The 18,151-nt window shown below is 73.1% G+C and carries 10 protein-coding genes; 9 read left to right on the top strand and 1 reads right to left on the bottom strand.

The window, feature by feature from the left end:
* Positions 1-3: 3 nt before the first annotated feature.
* Positions 4-2,604 carry a DEAD/DEAH box helicase gene (locus tag ACGF1Z_RS20495; protein ID WP_393005925.1) on the bottom strand — a complete coding sequence of 867 codons (2,601 nt, stop codon included), beginning with the start codon at positions 2,602-2,604 and terminating at the stop codon, positions 4-6.
* Between the two features lie 79 nt (positions 2,605-2,683).
* Between ACGF1Z_RS20495 and ACGF1Z_RS20490 the strand changes: the two genes are divergently transcribed.
* From ACGF1Z_RS20490 to ACGF1Z_RS20450, 9 genes are all read left to right on the top strand, one after another.
* A complete protein-coding gene (locus ACGF1Z_RS20490; RefSeq protein WP_345487142.1) occupies positions 2,684-3,037 on the top strand; it encodes an STAS domain-containing protein in 354 nt (117 codons plus the stop codon).
* A gap of 40 nt (positions 3,038-3,077) precedes the next feature.
* Positions 3,078-3,536: an ATP-binding protein gene (locus ACGF1Z_RS20485; RefSeq protein ID WP_393005923.1), complete on the top strand. Its 459-nt coding sequence runs from the start codon at positions 3,078-3,080 to the stop codon at positions 3,534-3,536.
* 341 nt (positions 3,537-3,877) lie between these two features.
* Complete coding sequence (locus tag ACGF1Z_RS20480; RefSeq protein WP_393005921.1) at positions 3,878-6,232, top strand: sodium-translocating pyrophosphatase; 2,355 nt, start codon at positions 3,878-3,880, stop codon at positions 6,230-6,232.
* 190 nt (positions 6,233-6,422) lie between these two features.
* On the top strand, positions 6,423-7,064 hold the full coding sequence (locus ACGF1Z_RS20475; RefSeq protein WP_393005919.1) for a small secreted protein: 642 nt from the start codon (positions 6,423-6,425) through the stop codon (positions 7,062-7,064).
* A gap of 354 nt (positions 7,065-7,418) precedes the next feature.
* On the top strand, positions 7,419-8,972 hold the full coding sequence (locus ACGF1Z_RS20470) for a methyltransferase (protein WP_393005917.1): 1,554 nt from the start codon (positions 7,419-7,421) through the stop codon (positions 8,970-8,972).
* Positions 8,973-10,166: 1,194 nt separating this feature from the next.
* Positions 10,167-10,364 (top strand): hypothetical protein, encoded by a 198-nt coding sequence (locus ACGF1Z_RS20465; RefSeq protein ID WP_393005915.1) that lies wholly within the window; start codon positions 10,167-10,169, stop codon positions 10,362-10,364.
* Between the two features lie 239 nt (positions 10,365-10,603).
* On the top strand, positions 10,604-13,429 hold the full coding sequence (gene topA, locus ACGF1Z_RS20460) for a type I DNA topoisomerase (RefSeq protein ID WP_393005913.1): 2,826 nt from the start codon (positions 10,604-10,606) through the stop codon (positions 13,427-13,429).
* Positions 13,430-13,548: 119 nt separating this feature from the next.
* Entirely contained in the window at positions 13,549-16,818 is a 3,270-nt protein-coding gene (gene tmk / locus ACGF1Z_RS20455) for a dTMP kinase (RefSeq protein WP_393005911.1), read from the top strand.
* Between the two features lie 96 nt (positions 16,819-16,914).
* Entirely contained in the window at positions 16,915-18,117 is a 1,203-nt protein-coding gene (locus ACGF1Z_RS20450; protein WP_393005909.1) for a DNA polymerase III subunit delta', read from the top strand.
* The last annotated feature ends 34 nt before the right edge of the window (positions 18,118-18,151 follow it).

Below are 18,151 nucleotides of genomic sequence, written 5' to 3'. Positions count from 1 at the left end.
AGGTCAGATCGAGAGCGGGCCCTCCGGACCCCGGGGCGTCTGCGGGCTCTCGGGGCCTTCCGGGGCCGCCGCCGGGTCCGGAAGGCCCGCCCGGGGATCCGGCTCCCCCCGGTGCGGAGCCGTCTGGTCCCGGGACTCCGCGCCCCCGGGCCCCTCGTCCGGAGCCTTACGGAGGAGTTCGGTGAGCAGCCGGACGGCGCCGCGCTTGTGGAGCGGGTCGTTGCCGTTGCCGCACTTGGGGGACTGGATGCAGGAGGGACAGCCGGAGTCGCACTCGCAGGAGGCGATGGCCTCGCGGGTGGCGGTCAGCCACGAGCGGGCGGTGTGGAAGGCGCGCTCGGCGAAGCCGGCTCCGCCGGGGTGCCCGTCGTAGACGAACACGGTCGGCAGCAGCGTGTCCGGGTGGAGCGGGACGGAGACGCCGCCGATGTCCCAGCGGTCGCAGGTGGCGAACAGCGGCAGCATGCCGATCGAGGCGTGCTCGGCGGCGTGCAGGGCGCCGCCGAGGATCTCCGGGTTGATCCGGGCGGCGTCCAGCTGGTCCTCGGTGACCGTCCACCACACGGCCCGGGTGCGCAGGGTGCGGGGCGGCAGGTCGAGCTTGGTCTCGCCGAGCACCTCGCCGGTGATCAGACGGCGGCGGAGGAAGGAGACGACCTGGTTGGTGACCTCGACGGAGCCGTAGCAGAGGCGGCCGGCTCCCCAGGGGATCTCGGTGTCGAGGGACAGGACGGAGATGGAGGTGGTGTCGCGGGCGGTGGTCGAGTAGGGCGGGTTCGCCTGCTCGACGAGGGCCACGGAGTCCTTCAGGTCCAGCTCGCGGACCAGATAGGTGCGGCCCTGGTGCAGGTGGACGGCGCCCTCGTGGACGGCGGTGTGCGAGGCGGCCTCGTCGACCGTGCCGAGCAGCCGGCCGGTGCCGGCCTCGACGATCCGGACGGGGCTGCCGCCGCCGCCCCGGATGTCGGTGAGGTCGGCGGCCCGCTCCCGGCGGGTCCAGTACCAGCCGGTGCTGCGGCGGCGCAGCAGCCCGGCGGATTCCAGCTGGGGCAGCAGTTCGGTCACGGCCGGGCCGAAGAGCGCCAGGTCCGCCTCGGTCAGCGGCAGCTCCGATGCCGCCGCGCACAGATGGGGAGCGAGGACGTAGGGATTGTCGGGGTCGAGGACGGTCGACTCGACCGGTTGCCGGAAGATCGCCTCCGGGTGGTGGACCAGGAACGTGTCCAGGGGGTCGTCGCGGGCGACCAGGACCGCGAGCGCGCCCTCGCCCGAGCGCCCGGCGCGGCCCGCCTGCTGCCACAGGGAGGCGCGGGTGCCCGGATAGCCGGCGATCACCACGGCGTCCAGGCCCGAGACGTCCACGCCCAGCTCCAGGGCGGTCGTCGCGGCCAGACCGAGGAGCTCGCCGGAGTGCAGGGCCCGCTCCAGGGCGCGCCGCTCCTCGGGCAGGTAGCCGCCCCGGTAGGCGGCGACCCGCCGGGCGAGCGAGCGGTCGACCTCGGCGAGGCGTTCCTGCGCGATCACCGAGATCAGCTCGGCGCCGCGCCGGGAGCGCACGAAGGCGACCGAGCGGACGCCCTGCACCGTCAGGTCGGTCAGCAGGTCGGCGGTCTCGGCGGTGGCGGTGCGGCGGACCGGGGCGCCCTGCTCGCCGTGGAGCTCGGTCAGCGGCGGCTCCCACAGGGCGAAGACCAGCTCGCCGCGCGGGGAGGCGTCGTCGGAGACCTCCGTGACCGGCAGGCCGGTCAGGCGCCCGGCGGCCAGGGCGGGCTCGGCCGACGTGGCCGAGGCGAGGAGGAAGACGGGCTCGGAGCCGTACCGGGCGCAGACGCGGCGCAGCCGGCGGAGCACCTGGGCGACGTGCGAGCCGAAGACGCCACGGTAGGTGTGGCACTCGTCGACGACGACGTAGCGCAGCGAGCGCAGGAAGGAGGACCAGCGGGGGTGGGACGGGAGTATGCCCCGGTGGAGCATGTCGGGATTGGTGAGCACGTAGTTCGCGTACTGGCGGACCCACTCGCGCTCCTCGACCGGGGTGTCGCCGTCGTAGACGGCGGGCCGGATCCGGTTGCCGAGTGGGGCGGACAGCTCGCGCACGGCGCGCCGCTGGTCGGCGGCGAGCGCCTTGGTGGGGGCCAGGTACAGGGCGGTGGCGCCGCGCCCGTTGGCGGCCTCCGCGCCGTCCAGGAGCGTGGAGAGGACGGGGGTGAGATAGGCGAGCGACTTGCCCGAGGCGGTTCCTGTGGAGATCACCACGGAGGTGCCGTCCAGCGCGTGCTCGGCGGCTTCCGCCTGGTGGGCCCAGGGGTGCTCGATCCCGGCCTGCTGGATGGCGGAGATCACCTCCGCGCGGATGCGGTGCGGCCAGACGGCATGCCTGCCCGCACGGGCGGGCAGATGCTCCGTATGAGTGATGCGCGCGGCCCGGCTCTCGCCTCTGGAGAGTCGGTCGAGGACCTGGTCGGGAGAGGGGCGGCTGCCCTGCTCTGCGGCGGGTCGACTGGGGCGGTGATTCTCGGCCATCGGCACCGAGTGTGTCACCGGCATGACGGACAATGCTCCCAAGGCGTCGTGCATGGCTGCAGGTAAGTGATTGAATGCCATCGCGGCCGGCGATCCGTCCCGTGGCTCCGCACGGGGGTCCCGAGGGACGGCCGCTCGATAGCTAGGTGCTGGAGGACCCGTGGACCTGTCTCTGTCGACTCGCACTGTGCCCGGCCCGAACGGCGACCGTACGGTCGTCGAGGTCGGTGGCGAGATTGATGTGTATACCGCGCCCAAGCTGCGCGAGCAGTTGGTCGAGTTGGTGAACGACGGCAGCTACCACCTGGTTGTCGACATGGAAGGCGTGGACTTCCTCGACTCGACCGGCCTCGGCGTGCTTGTGGGCGGACTGAAGCGCGTGCGCGCGCACGAGGGATCGCTGCGCCTGGTCTGCAACCAGGAGCGCATTCTCAAGATTTTCCGGATCACCGGCCTCACCAAGGTGTTCCCGATCCACACGTCGGTCGACGAGGCCATCAACGCGGCCGACTGAGGTCAAGCGCAACCGTCGCCGAACATCCCAGGGGGATCGCATGGCCACCGTTGAACTCCTCTTCAGCGCCCAGCCCGAGCACGTCCGCACGGCCCGCCTCGTGGCCGCCGCGGTCGCCCGCCGGGCCGGGGTCGACGAGGCGGTCCTCGACGAGGTCCGCCTCGCCGTCGGCGAGGCCTGTTCCCGCGCGGTCGGTCTGCACCGGAGCAACGGGGTCACGACCCCGGTCCGGGTCGTGCTGACCGAGGAGGAGAAGACCTTCTCCATCGAGGTCGGCGACGAGGTCCCCGGAGCGGGCGTGGCGGCAGCGGACGCCGCCGGCGTGCCCGGAGCGAGGGACACGGCGCCGGCCGAGGACTACGACGACGCGGACGGCGAGGACGAGATGGGGCTCGCGGTGATCCGTGGCCTTGTCGACGACTTCGAGGTGAGCGCCGGCGAGGAGGGCGGCACCATCCGGATGAGCTGGCCCGCCAACCCGGACGCCGTGCTCGCCTGAGCGTCGGAACGCCGCTGAGTGCCGGACGCTGCGTTCGCCTGAACGCCGGATGTTCGATCGTCCGGGCGTCCGGTGCCTGAGCGCCAGCGGCCGCGCCGGCCGTCACCCGGACGGCCCAGTCGCCCGAGAGTTTGAGTAGAGGCCCTGCATGGCAGGGCCTCTACTCGTTTCCCCGAGGCCGTGAAGGAGCCGCCGTCCGGCGGCGAATGCTTTCGTCCCATTACCGCATTCGGCGGTACTTATGAGGTATTCGGGAATTCTCATAGCGGCGCCCTGCTTTGATCAGGTTTCCCTCCTTACAATCCGGCTTGTCTTGACCTCGCGACGTCAAGGAGGACGGAATGGCGGGTCTTGCAGCCGCGGTGCTCACCGAGCAGAACCGCGTGATCGTGGTCGTCGTCGCAGCCGTCGCGCTCGCGGCGCTGGTCGTGGCCCAGCTCCTCGTACGGCAGGTCCTCGCGGCCGGCGAGGGCACGGAAACCATGAAGAAGATCGCGGCCGCCGTCCAGGAGGGTGCGAACGCCTATCTCGCGCGGCAGTTGCGCACGGTCGCCGTCTTCGCCGTCGTCGTGTTCTTCCTGCTTTTCCTGCTGCCGGCCGACGACTGGTCGCAACGGGCCGGACGCTCCCTGTTCTTCCTGGTGGGCGCGCTTTTCTCGGCGGTCACCGGCTACATCGGAATGCGGCTGGCGGTCCGGGCGAACGTCCGGGTCGCGGCGGCCGCGCGGGAGGCCACCCCGGCCGAGGGGGAGCCGGAGAAGGACCTGACCGCGGTCGCCCACCGGGCCATGAAGATCGCGTTCCGTACCGGCGGAGTGGTCGGCATGATCACGGTGGGGCTCGGTCTGCTCGGCGCGTCCTGCGTCGTGCTCGTCTACGCCGCCGACGCGCCGAAGGTCCTGGAGGGCTTCGGTCTCGGTGCCGCGCTCATCGCGATGTTCATGCGGGTCGGCGGAGGCATCTTCACCAAGGCCGCCGACGTCGGCGCCGACCTGGTCGGCAAGGTCGAGCAGGGCATCCCCGAGGACGACCCGCGCAACGCCGCCACCATCGCGGACAACGTGGGCGACAACGTCGGTGACTGCGCGGGCATGGCCGCCGACCTCTTCGAGTCGTACGCGGTGACCCTGGTGGCCGCCCTCATCCTCGGTAAGGCCGCCTTCGGCGACGACGGCCTCGCCTTCCCCCTGATCGTGCCGGCGATCGGCGTGGTCACCGCGATGATCGGCATCTTCGCGGTGACTCCGCGGCGCGCCGACCGCAGCGGGATGACCGCGATCAACCGTGGCTTCTTCGTCTCGGCGCTGATCTCGCTCGCGCTCGTCGCCGTGGCCGTCTTCGCCTACCTACCGTCCTCCTACGCCGACCTCGAGGGCGTCACCGACCCCGGTATCCCCACCCACGGAGGCGATCCGCGGGTCCTCGCCCTGGTCGCGGTCGCCATCGGCATCGTGCTCGCCGCCCTCATCCAGCAGCTCACCGGCTACTTCACCGAGACCGACCGGCGCCCGGTGCGGGACATCGGCAAGTCCTCGCTGACCGGCCCCGCCACCGTCGTCCTCGCCGGCATCTCGATCGGCCTGGAGTCGGCCGTCTACACCGCGCTGCTGATCGGCCTCGCCGTCTACGGGGCCTTCCTGCTGGGCGGTGCCTCCATCGTGCTGGCGCTGTTCGCGATCGCGCTCGCGGGGACCGGGCTCCTCACCACGGTCGGTGTGATCGTCGCCATGGACACCTTCGGCCCCGTCTCCGACAACGCCCAGGGCATCGCGGAGATGTCCGGCGACGTCCGGGGTGCCGGCGCGCAGGTCCTGACCGACCTCGACGCCGTCGGCAACACCACCAAGGCGATCACCAAGGGCATCGCGATCGCGACGGCCGTCCTGGCCGCCGCCGCGCTCTTCGGCTCCTACCGGGACGCCATCGCGACCTCGGTCGCCGACGTCGGGGCGAAGGCGAGCGAGATGAACCTGTCCATGGACATCTCGCGGCCCAACAACCTCTTCGGGATGGTGCTCGGCGCCGCGGTCGTCTTCCTCTTCTCCGGGCTCGCCATCAACGCGGTGTCGCGGTCGGCCGGGGCGGTGGTCCACGAGGTGCGGCGACAGTTCCGCGAGCACCCGGGGATCATGGACTACAGCGAGACCCCCGAGTACGGGAGGGTCGTCGACATCTGCACCAAGGACGCCCTGCGCGAGCTCGCCACGCCCGGGCTGCTCGCGGTGCTGGCGCCGATCGCGGTCGGCTTCAGCCTCGGCGTCGGCCCGCTCGGCTCGTACCTCGCCGGGGCGATCGCGACCGGTGCGCTGATGGCCGTCTTCCTGGCCAACTCCGGCGGCGCCTGGGACAACGCCAAGAAGCTGGTCGAGGACGGACACCACGGCGGCAAGGGCAGCGACGCCCACGAGGCGACCGTCATCGGCGACACGGTCGGCGACCCCTTCAAGGACACCGCCGGTCCGGCGATCAACCCGCTCCTGAAGGTGATGAACCTGGTCGCACTGCTGATCGCGCCGGCGGTCGTGCAGTTCAGTTACGGGGACGACGCCAGCGTCTGGCTGCGGACCCTGGTCGCGGTCGTGGCGGTCGCCGTCATCGTCGGGGCCGTCCGCGTCTCCAAGCGGCGTTCGGTGGTCATGGGGGAGGACTCGCCGGACCGGGACGGTTCCTCGAAGGACGCCGCGGTGTCTCCGTAAGAGCGGGCCGGACAGCGCTTGATGAGTCACTGTCAAAGCAGGGGTGGATGTCGCGTTCTGACGTGACGTCCGCCCCTGTCTGCATGGTTCAAAAGGCTGCAATATCGGATGAATCGGTCGCATGATCGGTGGATGTCACCCGCACGGCGTGTATGTTCCGGGGCCGAGAGCCTTGGAAGGGACCGATCCGGTGAACAAGAAGCTTGCGGCCGCACTGTCCGGCGGCGCGGTACTGATGCTCGTGCTGTCCGGTTGCAGCGACGACGAGGGCGACAAGGTCAACGACTGGGCCAAGACCTTCTGCGACCAGGCGCAGCCCCAGATCCAGAAGCGGGCGAACGCGAACCAGCTGATCATCTCCACGGCGGCCGACAGCAAGCCCGCCACGATCAAGGCGGCCGACTCGAAGGCCTTCCAGGACATCGCCGCGGCCGACCGCGCCCTCGCCAAGGCCGTCGAGGCCGCCGGGGCGCCCCCCGTCGACAACGGCGAGAAGATCCAGCAGGACGCGATCAAGGAGCTCAACGCCACGGCCGTGGCGTACGACGGACTGAAGAAGCAGGTCGACGCGCTCGACGCGACGAACCAGCAGAAGTTCGCCGACGGTCTCAAGGTCGTCTCCGACAGCCTGACGAAGATCCAGACCATGGACCAGGACGCCGTCGCCAAGCTCCAGGCCGGCGAGCTCGGTCAGGCCATGGCCAAGCAGCCGGGCTGCCAGACCCCGAAGGCCTCGGCCCCGGCGAGCGCCTCCCCGAAGGCCGGCGCCCCGGCCACCACCCCCGCCACCACCCCGTCCGCCAAGGCCACCGCCTCCGCCAAGAGCGAGTAGGACCTCCGGGACGGAGCACGCCACTCGGCACGGAGGGGCGCACCACACAGGCGCACGGCAGGGAACGCGGCGGACGGCCGGCCTGGCGAGCACGCCGGCCGGCCGTCCGCCCCCGCCCATCGCGTCGCCGCCCATCGCGTCGCCTGTCCCCGCGTCGCCCCTCCAACCGTGTCGCCGCCCACCGCGTCGTCTGCCGCCCGAGGCGGCGCGCCGCCTCGGCGCCGAGCTGTTGGGCTCTGGCGCCGCTGAGCGCCCCCGGTGTGCCGCTGACCGCGTCGCCGTCGCGCGCCTCCGTGATGTCGTCCTCCGGCCGTCCGATGTCGGTGGCGACGGTTGTCGGTGGCGGCCGTCACAATGGGGCACGTGAGTACGACCAGCACGACCCCCAGCCTTCCGGTGCCCACGCACGCCGCCCGACTGCGCGAGGCCCTGCTCGCCGCCGACTTCACCGCCGACGGTCTGCTCGACCTGCTCGGCGCCCAGGCCTACGCGGCTCTCGCGCGCAGTGAGACCGTGCCCGCCCTCCGGGCCACCCGAGGGGACTCTCCGCTGGAGACCCTCGTCCGCCTCTTCCTGCTGCAGCAGACCGTCGAGCACGAGCGGGCCGCCGCCGCGCTGCCCCTGGAGGAGGCCCTCGCCGACGGCTGGCTGGTCCGTGCGGACGACACCGTGTACGCGGCGGTCGACGTGCGCCCCTACGGGGGACCGGACGGCGAGGACTGGTACATCGTCTCCGACCTCGGCTGCGCCGTCGGCGGCGCCGGCGGCATCGGCAAGAAGGACGAAGGGGTCGTCCTCGGCGTCGGCGGAGCCTCCACCACCCTCGCCGGCATCACCGTCCGCGAGCCCGTCGCCACCGCGCTGGATCTCGGCACCGGATCCGGCATCCAGGCCCTGCACGCCGCTCAGCACGCCACCCTGGTCACCGCCACCGATCTCAACGCGCGCGCGCTCGACTTCACCCGGCTCACGCTCGCCCTCTCCGGGGCCCGCGGCGCCGAGCTGCTGGCGGGCTCGCTCTTCGAGCCGGTCGACGGCGACACGTACGACCTGATCGTCTCCAACCCGCCCTTCGTGATCTCCCCGGGCGCCGGACTCACCTACCGGGACGGCGGGATGGGCGGCGACGACCTGTGCCGCACCCTCGTGCAGCAGGCCGGAGAGCGTCTCAACGACGGCGGCTACGCCCAGTTCCTCGCCAACTGGCAGCACGTCGACGGCGAGGAGTGGCAGGACCGGCTGCGCTCCTGGGTGCCACGCGGCTGCGACGCCTGGATCGTGCAGCGCGAGGTCCAGGACATCACGCAGTACACCGAACTGTGGCTGCGGGACAGCGGTGAGCACCGCGGCGACCCGGACGAGTACCGACTGGCGTACGGGCGCTGGCTCGACGAGTTCGAGGCCCGCAGGACCAAGGCGATCGGCTTCGGCTGGATCACCCTCCGCAGGAACCCGGCCGTCGCCTCCGGCGCGGTCGAGCCGTCGATCGTCGTCGAGGAGTGGCCGCACCCCGTCGAGCAGCCGCTCGGCGACACCGTCCGGGCCCACTTCGAGCGCCAGGACTATCTGCGCGACCACGACGACGCGGCCCTGCTCGCCGACCACTTCGTCCTCGCCCCCGAGGTCGTGCAGGAGCAGGTCGGCCTGCCCGGCGCCGAGGACCCCGAGCACGTGCTGCTGCGGCAGAACCGGGGCATGCGGCGCGCCACCCGCGTCGACCACGTCGCCGCCGGGTTCGCCGGCGTGTGCGACGGCACGCTGAGCGCCGGGCGCATCCTCGACGCCATCGGACAGCTCACCGGCGAGGACCCGGTCATGCTGCGGGACCGCACCCCGCAGGCCATCCGGCTCCTCGTGGAGGAGGGCTTCCTGCTGCCCGCCGGGGACGGGGCCGGGGGCGCCGCCTGATACGGACCGGGCTCGGCGAGACCGCTCGCGTCGCGGACCACGCCGAGCCCGTCGCCGGACGCCACGAGCCGTTCCTGCGGCCGTACGTGACGGACCCGCAGGTGCCCGCGCGCTCGCCGACGCATGCGCCGCCAGCTGAGCGGCGGAGGCCGAGGCGCCGTACCGGCCGGTGAGGCGAACGGCTCGTCGAGAGGCGGCTCGTCGAGAGGCGGCTCGCCGAGGGGGCGAAGTCCTGCTCCGCGCCCGGACCTTCGCCACCGAGGGCGTCGCTTTCTCGGTCCGGTCCTCGCCCCGCTGCTCCGTTCCCTCACCCCGGCCCGTCGCCTGCCCCTCGCCCTGAGTTCTCGTCCGACCTCTCGTTCGAGAGCGGGTCGTCCGAAGGTGTCAGGGGGTGTTCCGCTTCCACGGCTCCGCGCGGCTTCTGCCCGTCGGCGGCGCCCTCGCGTACGGGTCCGGTGCAGCTGGACGACGCCGCAGCCGGCCCTCGGAACTCTGCTGGTGGGGCCGCTGTTTCAGGTTGCCCTCCTCGTCTGCCCCGGGCGGGAACTCCGCGCCGCCGACACCCGTTTCCCTCTTGTCGGCGACGCCGTGCCCGCAGCTTCCGCCTTCCGCGTGTACGGCGGCACGAGGGCCGTCGCCGATGAGCGCCGGTACGGCACCCTCGGGCCGTGCTGAGCTCGGCCCCGGCACCGGGGCCCGCTGGGAGCGGGTCGCGCTCTGCCGTATGCCCTCGACGGGCTGCTGCTCAGGCCCCCTCGACGGGCTGCCGCTCAGGCCCCCTCGACGGGCTGCCGCTCAGGACCTGCGTGCTCGCGGCGGCCGCGACCGTGCTCGGCCTGCCCGTACCGGCGGGTGCCCTGCCCGGGCTCGCTCACGTGTCGGTCGCGGTCGCCGCGGTCGGCCCGGCGTTCGGCGCGCGATCCGATGGGGGAGATCCGATGCGAGCGACGCGAGGTGAGAGCTCCGATGCGAGCGACGCGAGGGGAGAGCTCCGATGCGAGCGACGCGATGTGAGAGAGACGACTCGGGGACGTGACGAAGGAGGGGAGGAGGAGGGGGGAGTACCGGCCATCCTCGTGAAACCGTTCGGGACCGTCCGTGCCGTTCACCGCGAATTCGCCCCCCTGACGCCGGGAGGTGCCAGCCTCGGCTCCCGGGGTGGAAGAGCCACGGGCGAGGGAACGGGGTAGGGGTATGGAGAGCGGGCCGGCGATCTTCGCGGGAGCGGCGTTCGCGCTGTTCGGAGCCGCGCTGCTGCTCTGGACGGGCGTCCGTGTCCGGCAGGGGGAGCCCGTCGCGCTCGGGGTCGCGCCGCGCGCCGCCGCGGTCCTCACCACCGTCTTCGGCGCCGCCTTCCTCCTGCTCGGGATCTGGTGCTTCGGGCGCCTGTGACGAAGAGCCCGGCCGGATGGACGGCCCGCCCGTCCGGGAGTCCGGGCGGCAGGAAGGGCAGGAGTCGGGTTACCGTTCGAGTGGCCGTTGCGGGCTTTCCCTGTTTGACACGGGGGCGGGTTGTACCGTCACACTCCGCAGCGGCGGCAGTGTCACATCGTGTGTGCCGCTGCCGTGCGTGCCAGCGCCGTGCGTACGCAGTACGTGCCAGAGAGCGTCGACCGGAGAGAAGAGCGAAGTTGTCCCCGACCAGCGAGACCGCACAGGGCGGCCGCCGACTCGTCATCGTCGAGTCGCCTGCCAAGGCGAAGACGATCAAGGGGTACCTCGGCCCCGGCTACGTCGTCGAGGCGAGCGTCGGGCACATCCGCGACCTCCCCAGCGGCGCCGCCGAGGTGCCCGAGAAGTACACGGGCGAGGTGCGCCGGCTCGGTGTGGACGTCGAACACGACTTCCAGCCCATCTATGTCGTCAACTCCGACAAGAAGGCCCAGGTCAAGAAGCTGAAGGACCTGCTCGCCGAGTCGGACGAGCTCTTCCTCGCCACCGATGAGGACCGCGAGGGCGAGGCCATCGCGTGGCACCTCCAGGAGGTCCTGAAGCCCAAGGTCCCGGTCCACCGGATGGTCTTCCACGAGATCACCAAGGACGCGATCCAGCAGGCCGTCCGCAATCCGCGCGAGCTGAACAAGCGGATGGTCGACGCCCAGGAGACCCGCCGTATCCTCGACCGCCTCTACGGCTACGAGGTCTCGCCGGTCCTGTGGAAGAAGGTCATGCGCGGCCTGTCCGCCGGCCGTGTGCAGTCCGTCGCCACCCGCCTCGTCGTCGAGCGCGAGCGCGAGCGCATCGCCTTCCGCTCCGCCGAGTACTGGGACCTCACCGGCACCTTCTCCACCGGCCGCGCCGGCGACCCCTCCGACCCGTCCTCGCTGGTCGCGCGGCTCGCGACGGTCGAGGGCAAGCGGGTCGCCCAGGGTCGTGACTTCGGTGCCGACGGGCAGCTGAAGACCGCGAACGTGCTCCACCTCGACGAGGAGAAGGCCCGCGCGCTCGCCGCCTCCCTCTCCGACACCCGCTTCGCCGTCCGCTCGGTCGAGTCGAAGCCGTACCGCCGCTCCCCGTACGCCCCCTTCCGCACCACGACCCTCCAGCAGGAGGCCAGCCGGAAGCTCGGCTTCGGTGCGAAGGCGACGATGCAGGTGGCGCAGAAGCTGTACGAGAACGGCTTCATCACCTACATGCGTACGGACTCCACCGTCCTGTCCGACACCGCCGTCTCGGCGGCCCGCGCGCAGGTCACGCAGCTGTACGGCGCCGAGTACCTGCCGGAGAAGCCGCGCGTCTACGCCGGCAAGGTCAAGAACGCCCAGGAGGCGCACGAGGCGATTCGCCCTTCGGGTGATCGTTTCCGCACCCCGGCGGAGACCGGCCTGACCGGAGACCAGTTCAGGCTCTACGAGCTGATCTGGAAGCGCACCGTCGCCTCCCAGATGAAGGACGCGACCGGCAACTCGGTCACCGTCAAGATCGCCGGTGCCGCCGCCGACGGCCGGGACGTCGAGTTCTCGGCCTCCGGCAAGACGATCACCTTCCACGGCTTCATGAAGGCCTACGTGGAGGGGGCCGACGACCCGAACGCGGAGCTCGACGACCGCGAGCGGCGCCTGCCGCAGGTCGCCGAGGGAGACGCGCTCGCCGCCGAGGACATCACCGCGGACGGCCACGCGACCAAGCCGCCGGCCCGCTACACCGAGGCCAGCCTGGTCAAGGAGCTGGAAGAGCGCGAGATCGGCCGCCCGTCGACCTACGCCTCGATCATCGGCACCATCCTCGACCGCGGCTACGTCTTCAAGAAGGGGACGGCACTCGTGCCGTCGTTCCTCTCCTTCGCCGTCGTCAACCTGCTGGAGAAGCACTTCGGCCGGCTGGTCGACTACGACTTCACCGCCCGGATGGAGGACGACCTCGACCGCATCGCGCGCGGCGAGGCCCAGGCCGTGCCGTGGCTGAAGCGCTTCTACTTCGGCGAGGGCGGCGGCTCCGGCGAGGGCGGCGCGGCGGACGCCGGCAACGGCGACGGCGACCACCTCGGCGGCCTGAAGGAGCTGGTCACCGACCTCGGCGCCATCGACGCCCGGGAGATCTCCTCCTTCCCCGTCGGCAACGGCATCGTGCTGCGCGTCGGCCGCTACGGCCCGTACGTCGAGCGCGGCGAGAAGGACCAGGAAGGCCACCAGCGCGCCGACGTCCCCGAGGACCTCGCGCCCGACGAGCTCACCGTCGAGCACGCCGAGGAACTGCTCGCCAAGCCGAGCGGCGACTTCGAGCTGGGCACCGACCCGGTCAGCGGCAACGAGATCGTCGCCAAGGCCGGCCGCTACGGCCCGTACGTGACGGAGATCCTGCCCGAGGACACCCCGAAGACCGGCAAGAACGCGGTCAAGCCGCGCACCGCCTCCCTCTTCAAGTCGATGTCCCTGGACACCGTGACCCTGGAGGAAGCGCTCAAGCTGATGTCGCTGCCGCGGGTCGTCGGCACCGACGCCGAGGGCGTCGAGATCACCGCGCAGAACGGCCGCTACGGTCCGTACCTGAAGAAGGGCACGGACTCGCGCTCCCTCACCGAGGAGGAGCAGCTGTTCACGATCACGCTGGATGAGGCGCTGGCGATCTACGCCCAGCCCAAGCAGCGCGGCCGGGCCGCCGCCAAGCCCCCGCTCAAGGAGCTCGGCACCGACCCCGTCAGCGAGAAGCCCGTGGTCGTCAAGGACGGGCGCTTCGGCCCGTACGTGACGGACGGCGAGACCAACGCCACCCTGCGCACCGGCGACAGCGTGGAGACGATCACGCCCGAGCGCGGCTACGAACTGCTCGCCGAGAAGCGGGCCAAGGGCCCCGCGAAGAAGACCGCGAAGAAGGCGCCGGCGAAGAAGACCGCCGCCAAGAAGGCCACCCCGGCGAAGAAGACCGCCGCCAAGAAGACGGCGGCGAAGAAGACCACGACGGCCAAGAAGACGACGGCCTCGGCGGCCAAGAAGACGGCGGCCGCGAAGCCCGAGTGACCTTCCGGAGTGACACTCCTGACACCGCGGGGAGGGCGGGGGCCGTGGCCCCCGCCCTCCCCGTTTCTTTGTTCGGGCGAAGGCCACGAGGAGCAAGGGCGTCCGGATAGGGTGGACGGATGACGCGAGCAGAGCAGCCAGACACCGACGCCGCACTCGTCGCCGATTCCCGCGAGCGTGCCGTACGGGCCCTCTTGCGCCATCAGCCCCTGCGGAGGCTGTGGAGCGCCCAGCTCGTCGGCGGCACCGGCGACGCCCTCGCCCTGCTCGTCCTGATCCTGCTCGGCCTCCAGGCCGCCGTCGCCACCGGCGCGCTCGGCGGCGGATACCGGGGCGCCGCGTTCGCCGTGGCCGCGGTGATCGGGGCGCGGATGCTCGCCGCCGTGCTCTTCGGCGCCGTCCTGCTCGGTCCGCTCACCGCCCTGACCGCGCCCGGCGGCCCGCTCGACCGCCGCTGGACCATGATCGGCGCCGACGCCGTCCGGGTCGCGCTGCTCGTCATCGCCCCGCTGTGGATCGACTGGACCCCCGGCAAGGCGCTCTGGTTCCTGCTCGGCACCGTCTTCGTCACCGGTGCCGCCGAACGCGTGTGGACGATCGCCAAGGAGGGCGCCGCGCCCGCGCTGCTGCCCGCCCCGCCGATCGAGGGCGCCGCCGTCCGGCCGCTGCCCGACCACCTCGGCGCGCTCCGCACGCTCAGCCTGCGCACCAGCTTCCTCGCGGTGCCCGCGGCCGCCGCCGTCCTGCTGCTCGCCACGCTCCTCGGCAACCTGCTCGGCGCCGGGATCGACTGGTTCACCCTGCACCAGGCCGCCCTCGGCTCCTACGTCGCCGCGGGACTCTTCGCCGCCTCCGTCTCCGTCCTCTACGCCGTCGAGCTGCCCGGCGGCCAGACCCCGCGGCCCCGCTCCCCGCTGGAGGGCCTGCGCCGACCGGCCGCCCCGGGTGACCAGGGCGCCGAGAAGGGCCGTACCGGCGCCCTCGGGCTGCTCGTCCTGGCCTGCGCCACCGTGGCCGCGGCCATCGCCGCCGCCGCGGCCGTCGCCGTGCTGCACGCGAACGACCTGGGCGGCGGGCCCGTCACGTACGCGCTGATGATCCTCGCGCTCAGCGGCGCCACCGCCGTCGGCATCCGCACCGCCGGATCCGTCCTCACCGTGCTCTCCCGGCGCCGGCTGCTCGCCCTCGCGGTCGCCGTCACCGGCGTCGCCCTGCTCGCGATGGGCCTCGTGCCGGACACCGCGACCGTGCTGATGCTCGCCGTCCTCGCCGGATACGCCGCCGGCGTCGCCGCCCGAACCGGGCACAACCTCGTCGACCAGGAGACCGAGGAGCCCCGCCGGGCCCGCTTCACCGAGCACCTGCAGGCCGTCGTCCGCGTCGGCATCGGCGTCGGCGCCCTCGGCGCCCCGCTGCTCGCCGCCGCGATCGGCCCGCACCGGCTCGCCTCCGGCAGCTTCGTCTTCGCCCACGGCGGCGCCGCCTTCACCCTGATGCTGGTCGGCGCGCTCCTCCTGCCGGTCGCCGCGCTCGTCCTCGCCAAGACCGACGACCGGGCCGGCGTCCCGCTCCGCCGCGACCTGCGCGACGCGCTGCGCGGCGCCGACCCGGCCCAGGCCCGGTCGGCGACCGGCTTCTTCATCGCCCTGGAGGGCGGCGACGGCGCCGGCAAGTCCACCCAGGTCGAGGCGCTCGCCGAATGGATCCGCGCCAAGGGCCACGAGGTCGTCGTCACCCGTGAGCCCGGCGCCACGCCGATCGGCAAGCGGCTGCGCTCGATCCTGCTCGACGTCTCCAGCGCCGGTCTGTCCAACCGCGCCGAGGCCCTGCTCTACGCCGCCGACCGCGCCGAGCACGTCGACTCCCTCGTCCGCCCCGCCCTGGAGCGCGGCGCGGTCGTCATCTCCGACCGCTACATCGACTCGTCCGTCGCCTACCAGGGCGCCGGCCGCGACCTGTCCCCGACCGAGATCGCCCGCATCAACCGCTGGGCGACCGGCGGGCTCGTCCCGCACCTCACCGTGCTCCTCGACGTCTCCCCGGAGACCGCCCGCGAGCGCTTCACCGAGGCCCCCGACCGGCTCGAGTCAGAGCCGCCGGAGTTCCACGCGCGCGTGCGCGCCGGATTCCTCGCCCTCGCCGCCGGCGACCCGGGCCGCTACCTGGTCGTCGACGCAGGCCAGGACCCCGCGGCCGTCACCACCGTCGTCCGCCACCGCCTCGACCGGATGCTGCCGCTCTCCGAGGCCGAGGTGAAGGCCCAGGAGGAGGCCCGCCGCAAGGCCGAGGAGGAGGCCCGCAGGCGCGCCGAGGAAGAGGCCGCCCGCAAGGCCGAGGAGGAGCGCCTGGAGCGCGAGCGCCAGGAGCAGCTCGCCAAGCTGCGCGCCGAGGAGGAGGCGCGGCGGAAGGCCGAGGAGGAAGAGGCGCGGCGGCTGGAGGCCGAGCGCCAGGCCGAGGAGGCACGGCAGCGGGCCGAGGAGGCCCGGATCGCCGCCGAGGAGGAGCGCAGGCGGCGCGAGGCCGAGGAGAAGGCCCGCCGCGCGGAGGAGGAACGGCGCCGTAAGCAGGCCGAGGAGGAGGCCCGGCTGCGGGCCGAGGCCGAGGAGCGCCGCCTGGAGAAGCAGCGCAAGGCCGAGGAGGCCCTGATCCGCGCCGAGGAGGCCCGCAAGCTCGCCGAGGCCTCCGCGGCCAAGGCGGCGGCGGAGGCCGCCCGCAAGGCGACCGAGGAAGCCGCGCGCAAGGCCGCGGCGGAGGCTGCCGAGGCGGCCGCGCGCAAGGCCGCGGCGGAGGCCGCCCGTGTGGCGGAGGCCGAGGCGAAGGCGGCGGCGGACAAGGCCGCGGCCGAGCGGGCGGCAGCCGAGAAGGCCGCCGCGGCGAAGGCGGCGGAGTCGGCGAACGAGATCACCGTGGCGACGCCGATCGTGACGCCGGACGCGAAGCCCGCGGGGAAGCGTGGCGGGACGCCGGAGGGCGACGCCGCGCCGACCGTCTCCCCGAACGAGATCACCGTCCCCACCCCGATCGTGAAGCTGGACGACGAGACCACGGTCATCCCGCGGATCCGGGAGGTCGACGAGACCGCCGTACTCCCGACCGTCGGCGGGAACGATCCGGTCGACCGGGTGCCGCAGGACTTCTTCCGCGACGAGCGCGACGAGCGCGACGCGCGCGACGAGCAGCGCGGACGGGACGGACAGGACGGACGCGGGGAGCAGCCCGGGGCGAACGACCGTACCCGTGAGCTGCCCCAGGTCGACGAGGACGGCCGGCCCAGGCGCCGCTCCGACTGGGCCGAGGAGACCCCGCTGGACGATCTGCCGACGCTGGCGGACGAGCTCCTCGGCGCCTTCGACGAGGGGGACGACGACCGGCGCGGCCGCCGCCGCTGAGCGACCCGGCCGAGGCCGTGACACTCCCGCCGGACCGGCGGGAGTGTCAGAGCGGTGCCCCACAATGGAAGGCGTACCTGAGGAGGGGCAGCAGACATGGCCGTATGGGACGACCTGGTGGGTCAGCCGCGGGTCCAGGAGCAGCTCGCCGCCGCCGCGCGCGACGCCGACGCGCTCGTGACCGCCCAGGCCGCCGGGGAGCCCGCTCCCGAGGCGTCCAAGATGACGCACGCCTGGCTGTTCACCGGCCCCCCGGGCGCCGGGCGGGACACGGCGGCCCGGGCGTTCGCGGCGGCCCTGCAGTGCGTGAGCCCGGACCGGGCGCTCGGCGGGGCCCCGGGATGCGGCTTCTGCGACGGCTGTCACACCGCGCTCATCGGCACCCACGCCGACGTCGAGGTGATGCGGACGGACCTGCTCTCCATCGGCGTCAAGGAGACCCGCGACCTGGTCCGCCGGGCCCAGCTGTCCCCGGCCGGGCGGCGCTGGCAGGTGATCGTCCTGGAGGACGCCGACCGGCTGACCGAGGGCGCGGCCAACGTCCTCCTGAAAGCGGTGGAGGAGCCCGCGCCCCGTACGGTCTGGCTGCTCTGCGCGCCCTCCCTGGAGGACGTGCTGCCGACGATCCGCTCCCGCTGCCGGCACCTGATGCTGGGCACCCCCTCCGTGGCGGCCGTCGCCGATCTGCTGATCCGCCGGGACGGCGTCGAGCCCGAGACGGCGATGGCGGTGTCCCGGGCCACCCAGGGCCACATCGACCGGGCGCGGCGGCTCGCCACGGACGAGCGGGCGCGGGCCCGCCGCTCCGTGGTCCTGAAGCTGCCCCTGCGGGTCGGGGACGTCGGCGGCGGGCTGCGAGCGGCCCAGGAGCTGATCGACGCGGCGACGGAGGACGCCAAGCAGGTCGCCGAGGAGGTCGACGTCAAGGAGACCGACGAGCTCAAGGCGGCGCTCGGCGCCTCCCAGGGCGGCCGGATGCCGCGGGGTACGGCCGGGGCGATGAAGGAGCTGGAGGAGCGCCAGAAGCGGCGCCGCACCCGGACCCAGCGCGACAGCCTCGACCTCGCGCTCACCGACCTGACCGGCTTCTACCGCGACGTGCTCGCCCTGCAGCTGCGGGCGGCGTCCCAGCTGGCCAACGAGGACGTGCGGGACGCACTGGAGCGGATCGCCCGCGACACGACCCCCGAACGCACCCTGCGCCGGATCGAGGCCGTGCTGGCCTGCCGCGAGGCCCTGGACCGGAACGTGGCCCCGCTGCTCGCGGTCGAGGCGATGACGATGGCGCTGCGCGACTGACGCCCCTCACGGGGCGGCCGGCCCCGGGCGAGGG

Origin of the sequence: Streptomyces sp. NPDC048018, assembly GCF_043202995.1 — a bacterium.
GTDB lineage: Bacteria > Actinomycetota > Actinomycetes > Streptomycetales > Streptomycetaceae > Streptomyces.
The sequence above is the reverse complement of the archived record's forward strand: the minus strand, read 5'-3'. Positions and strand labels throughout refer to the sequence as shown.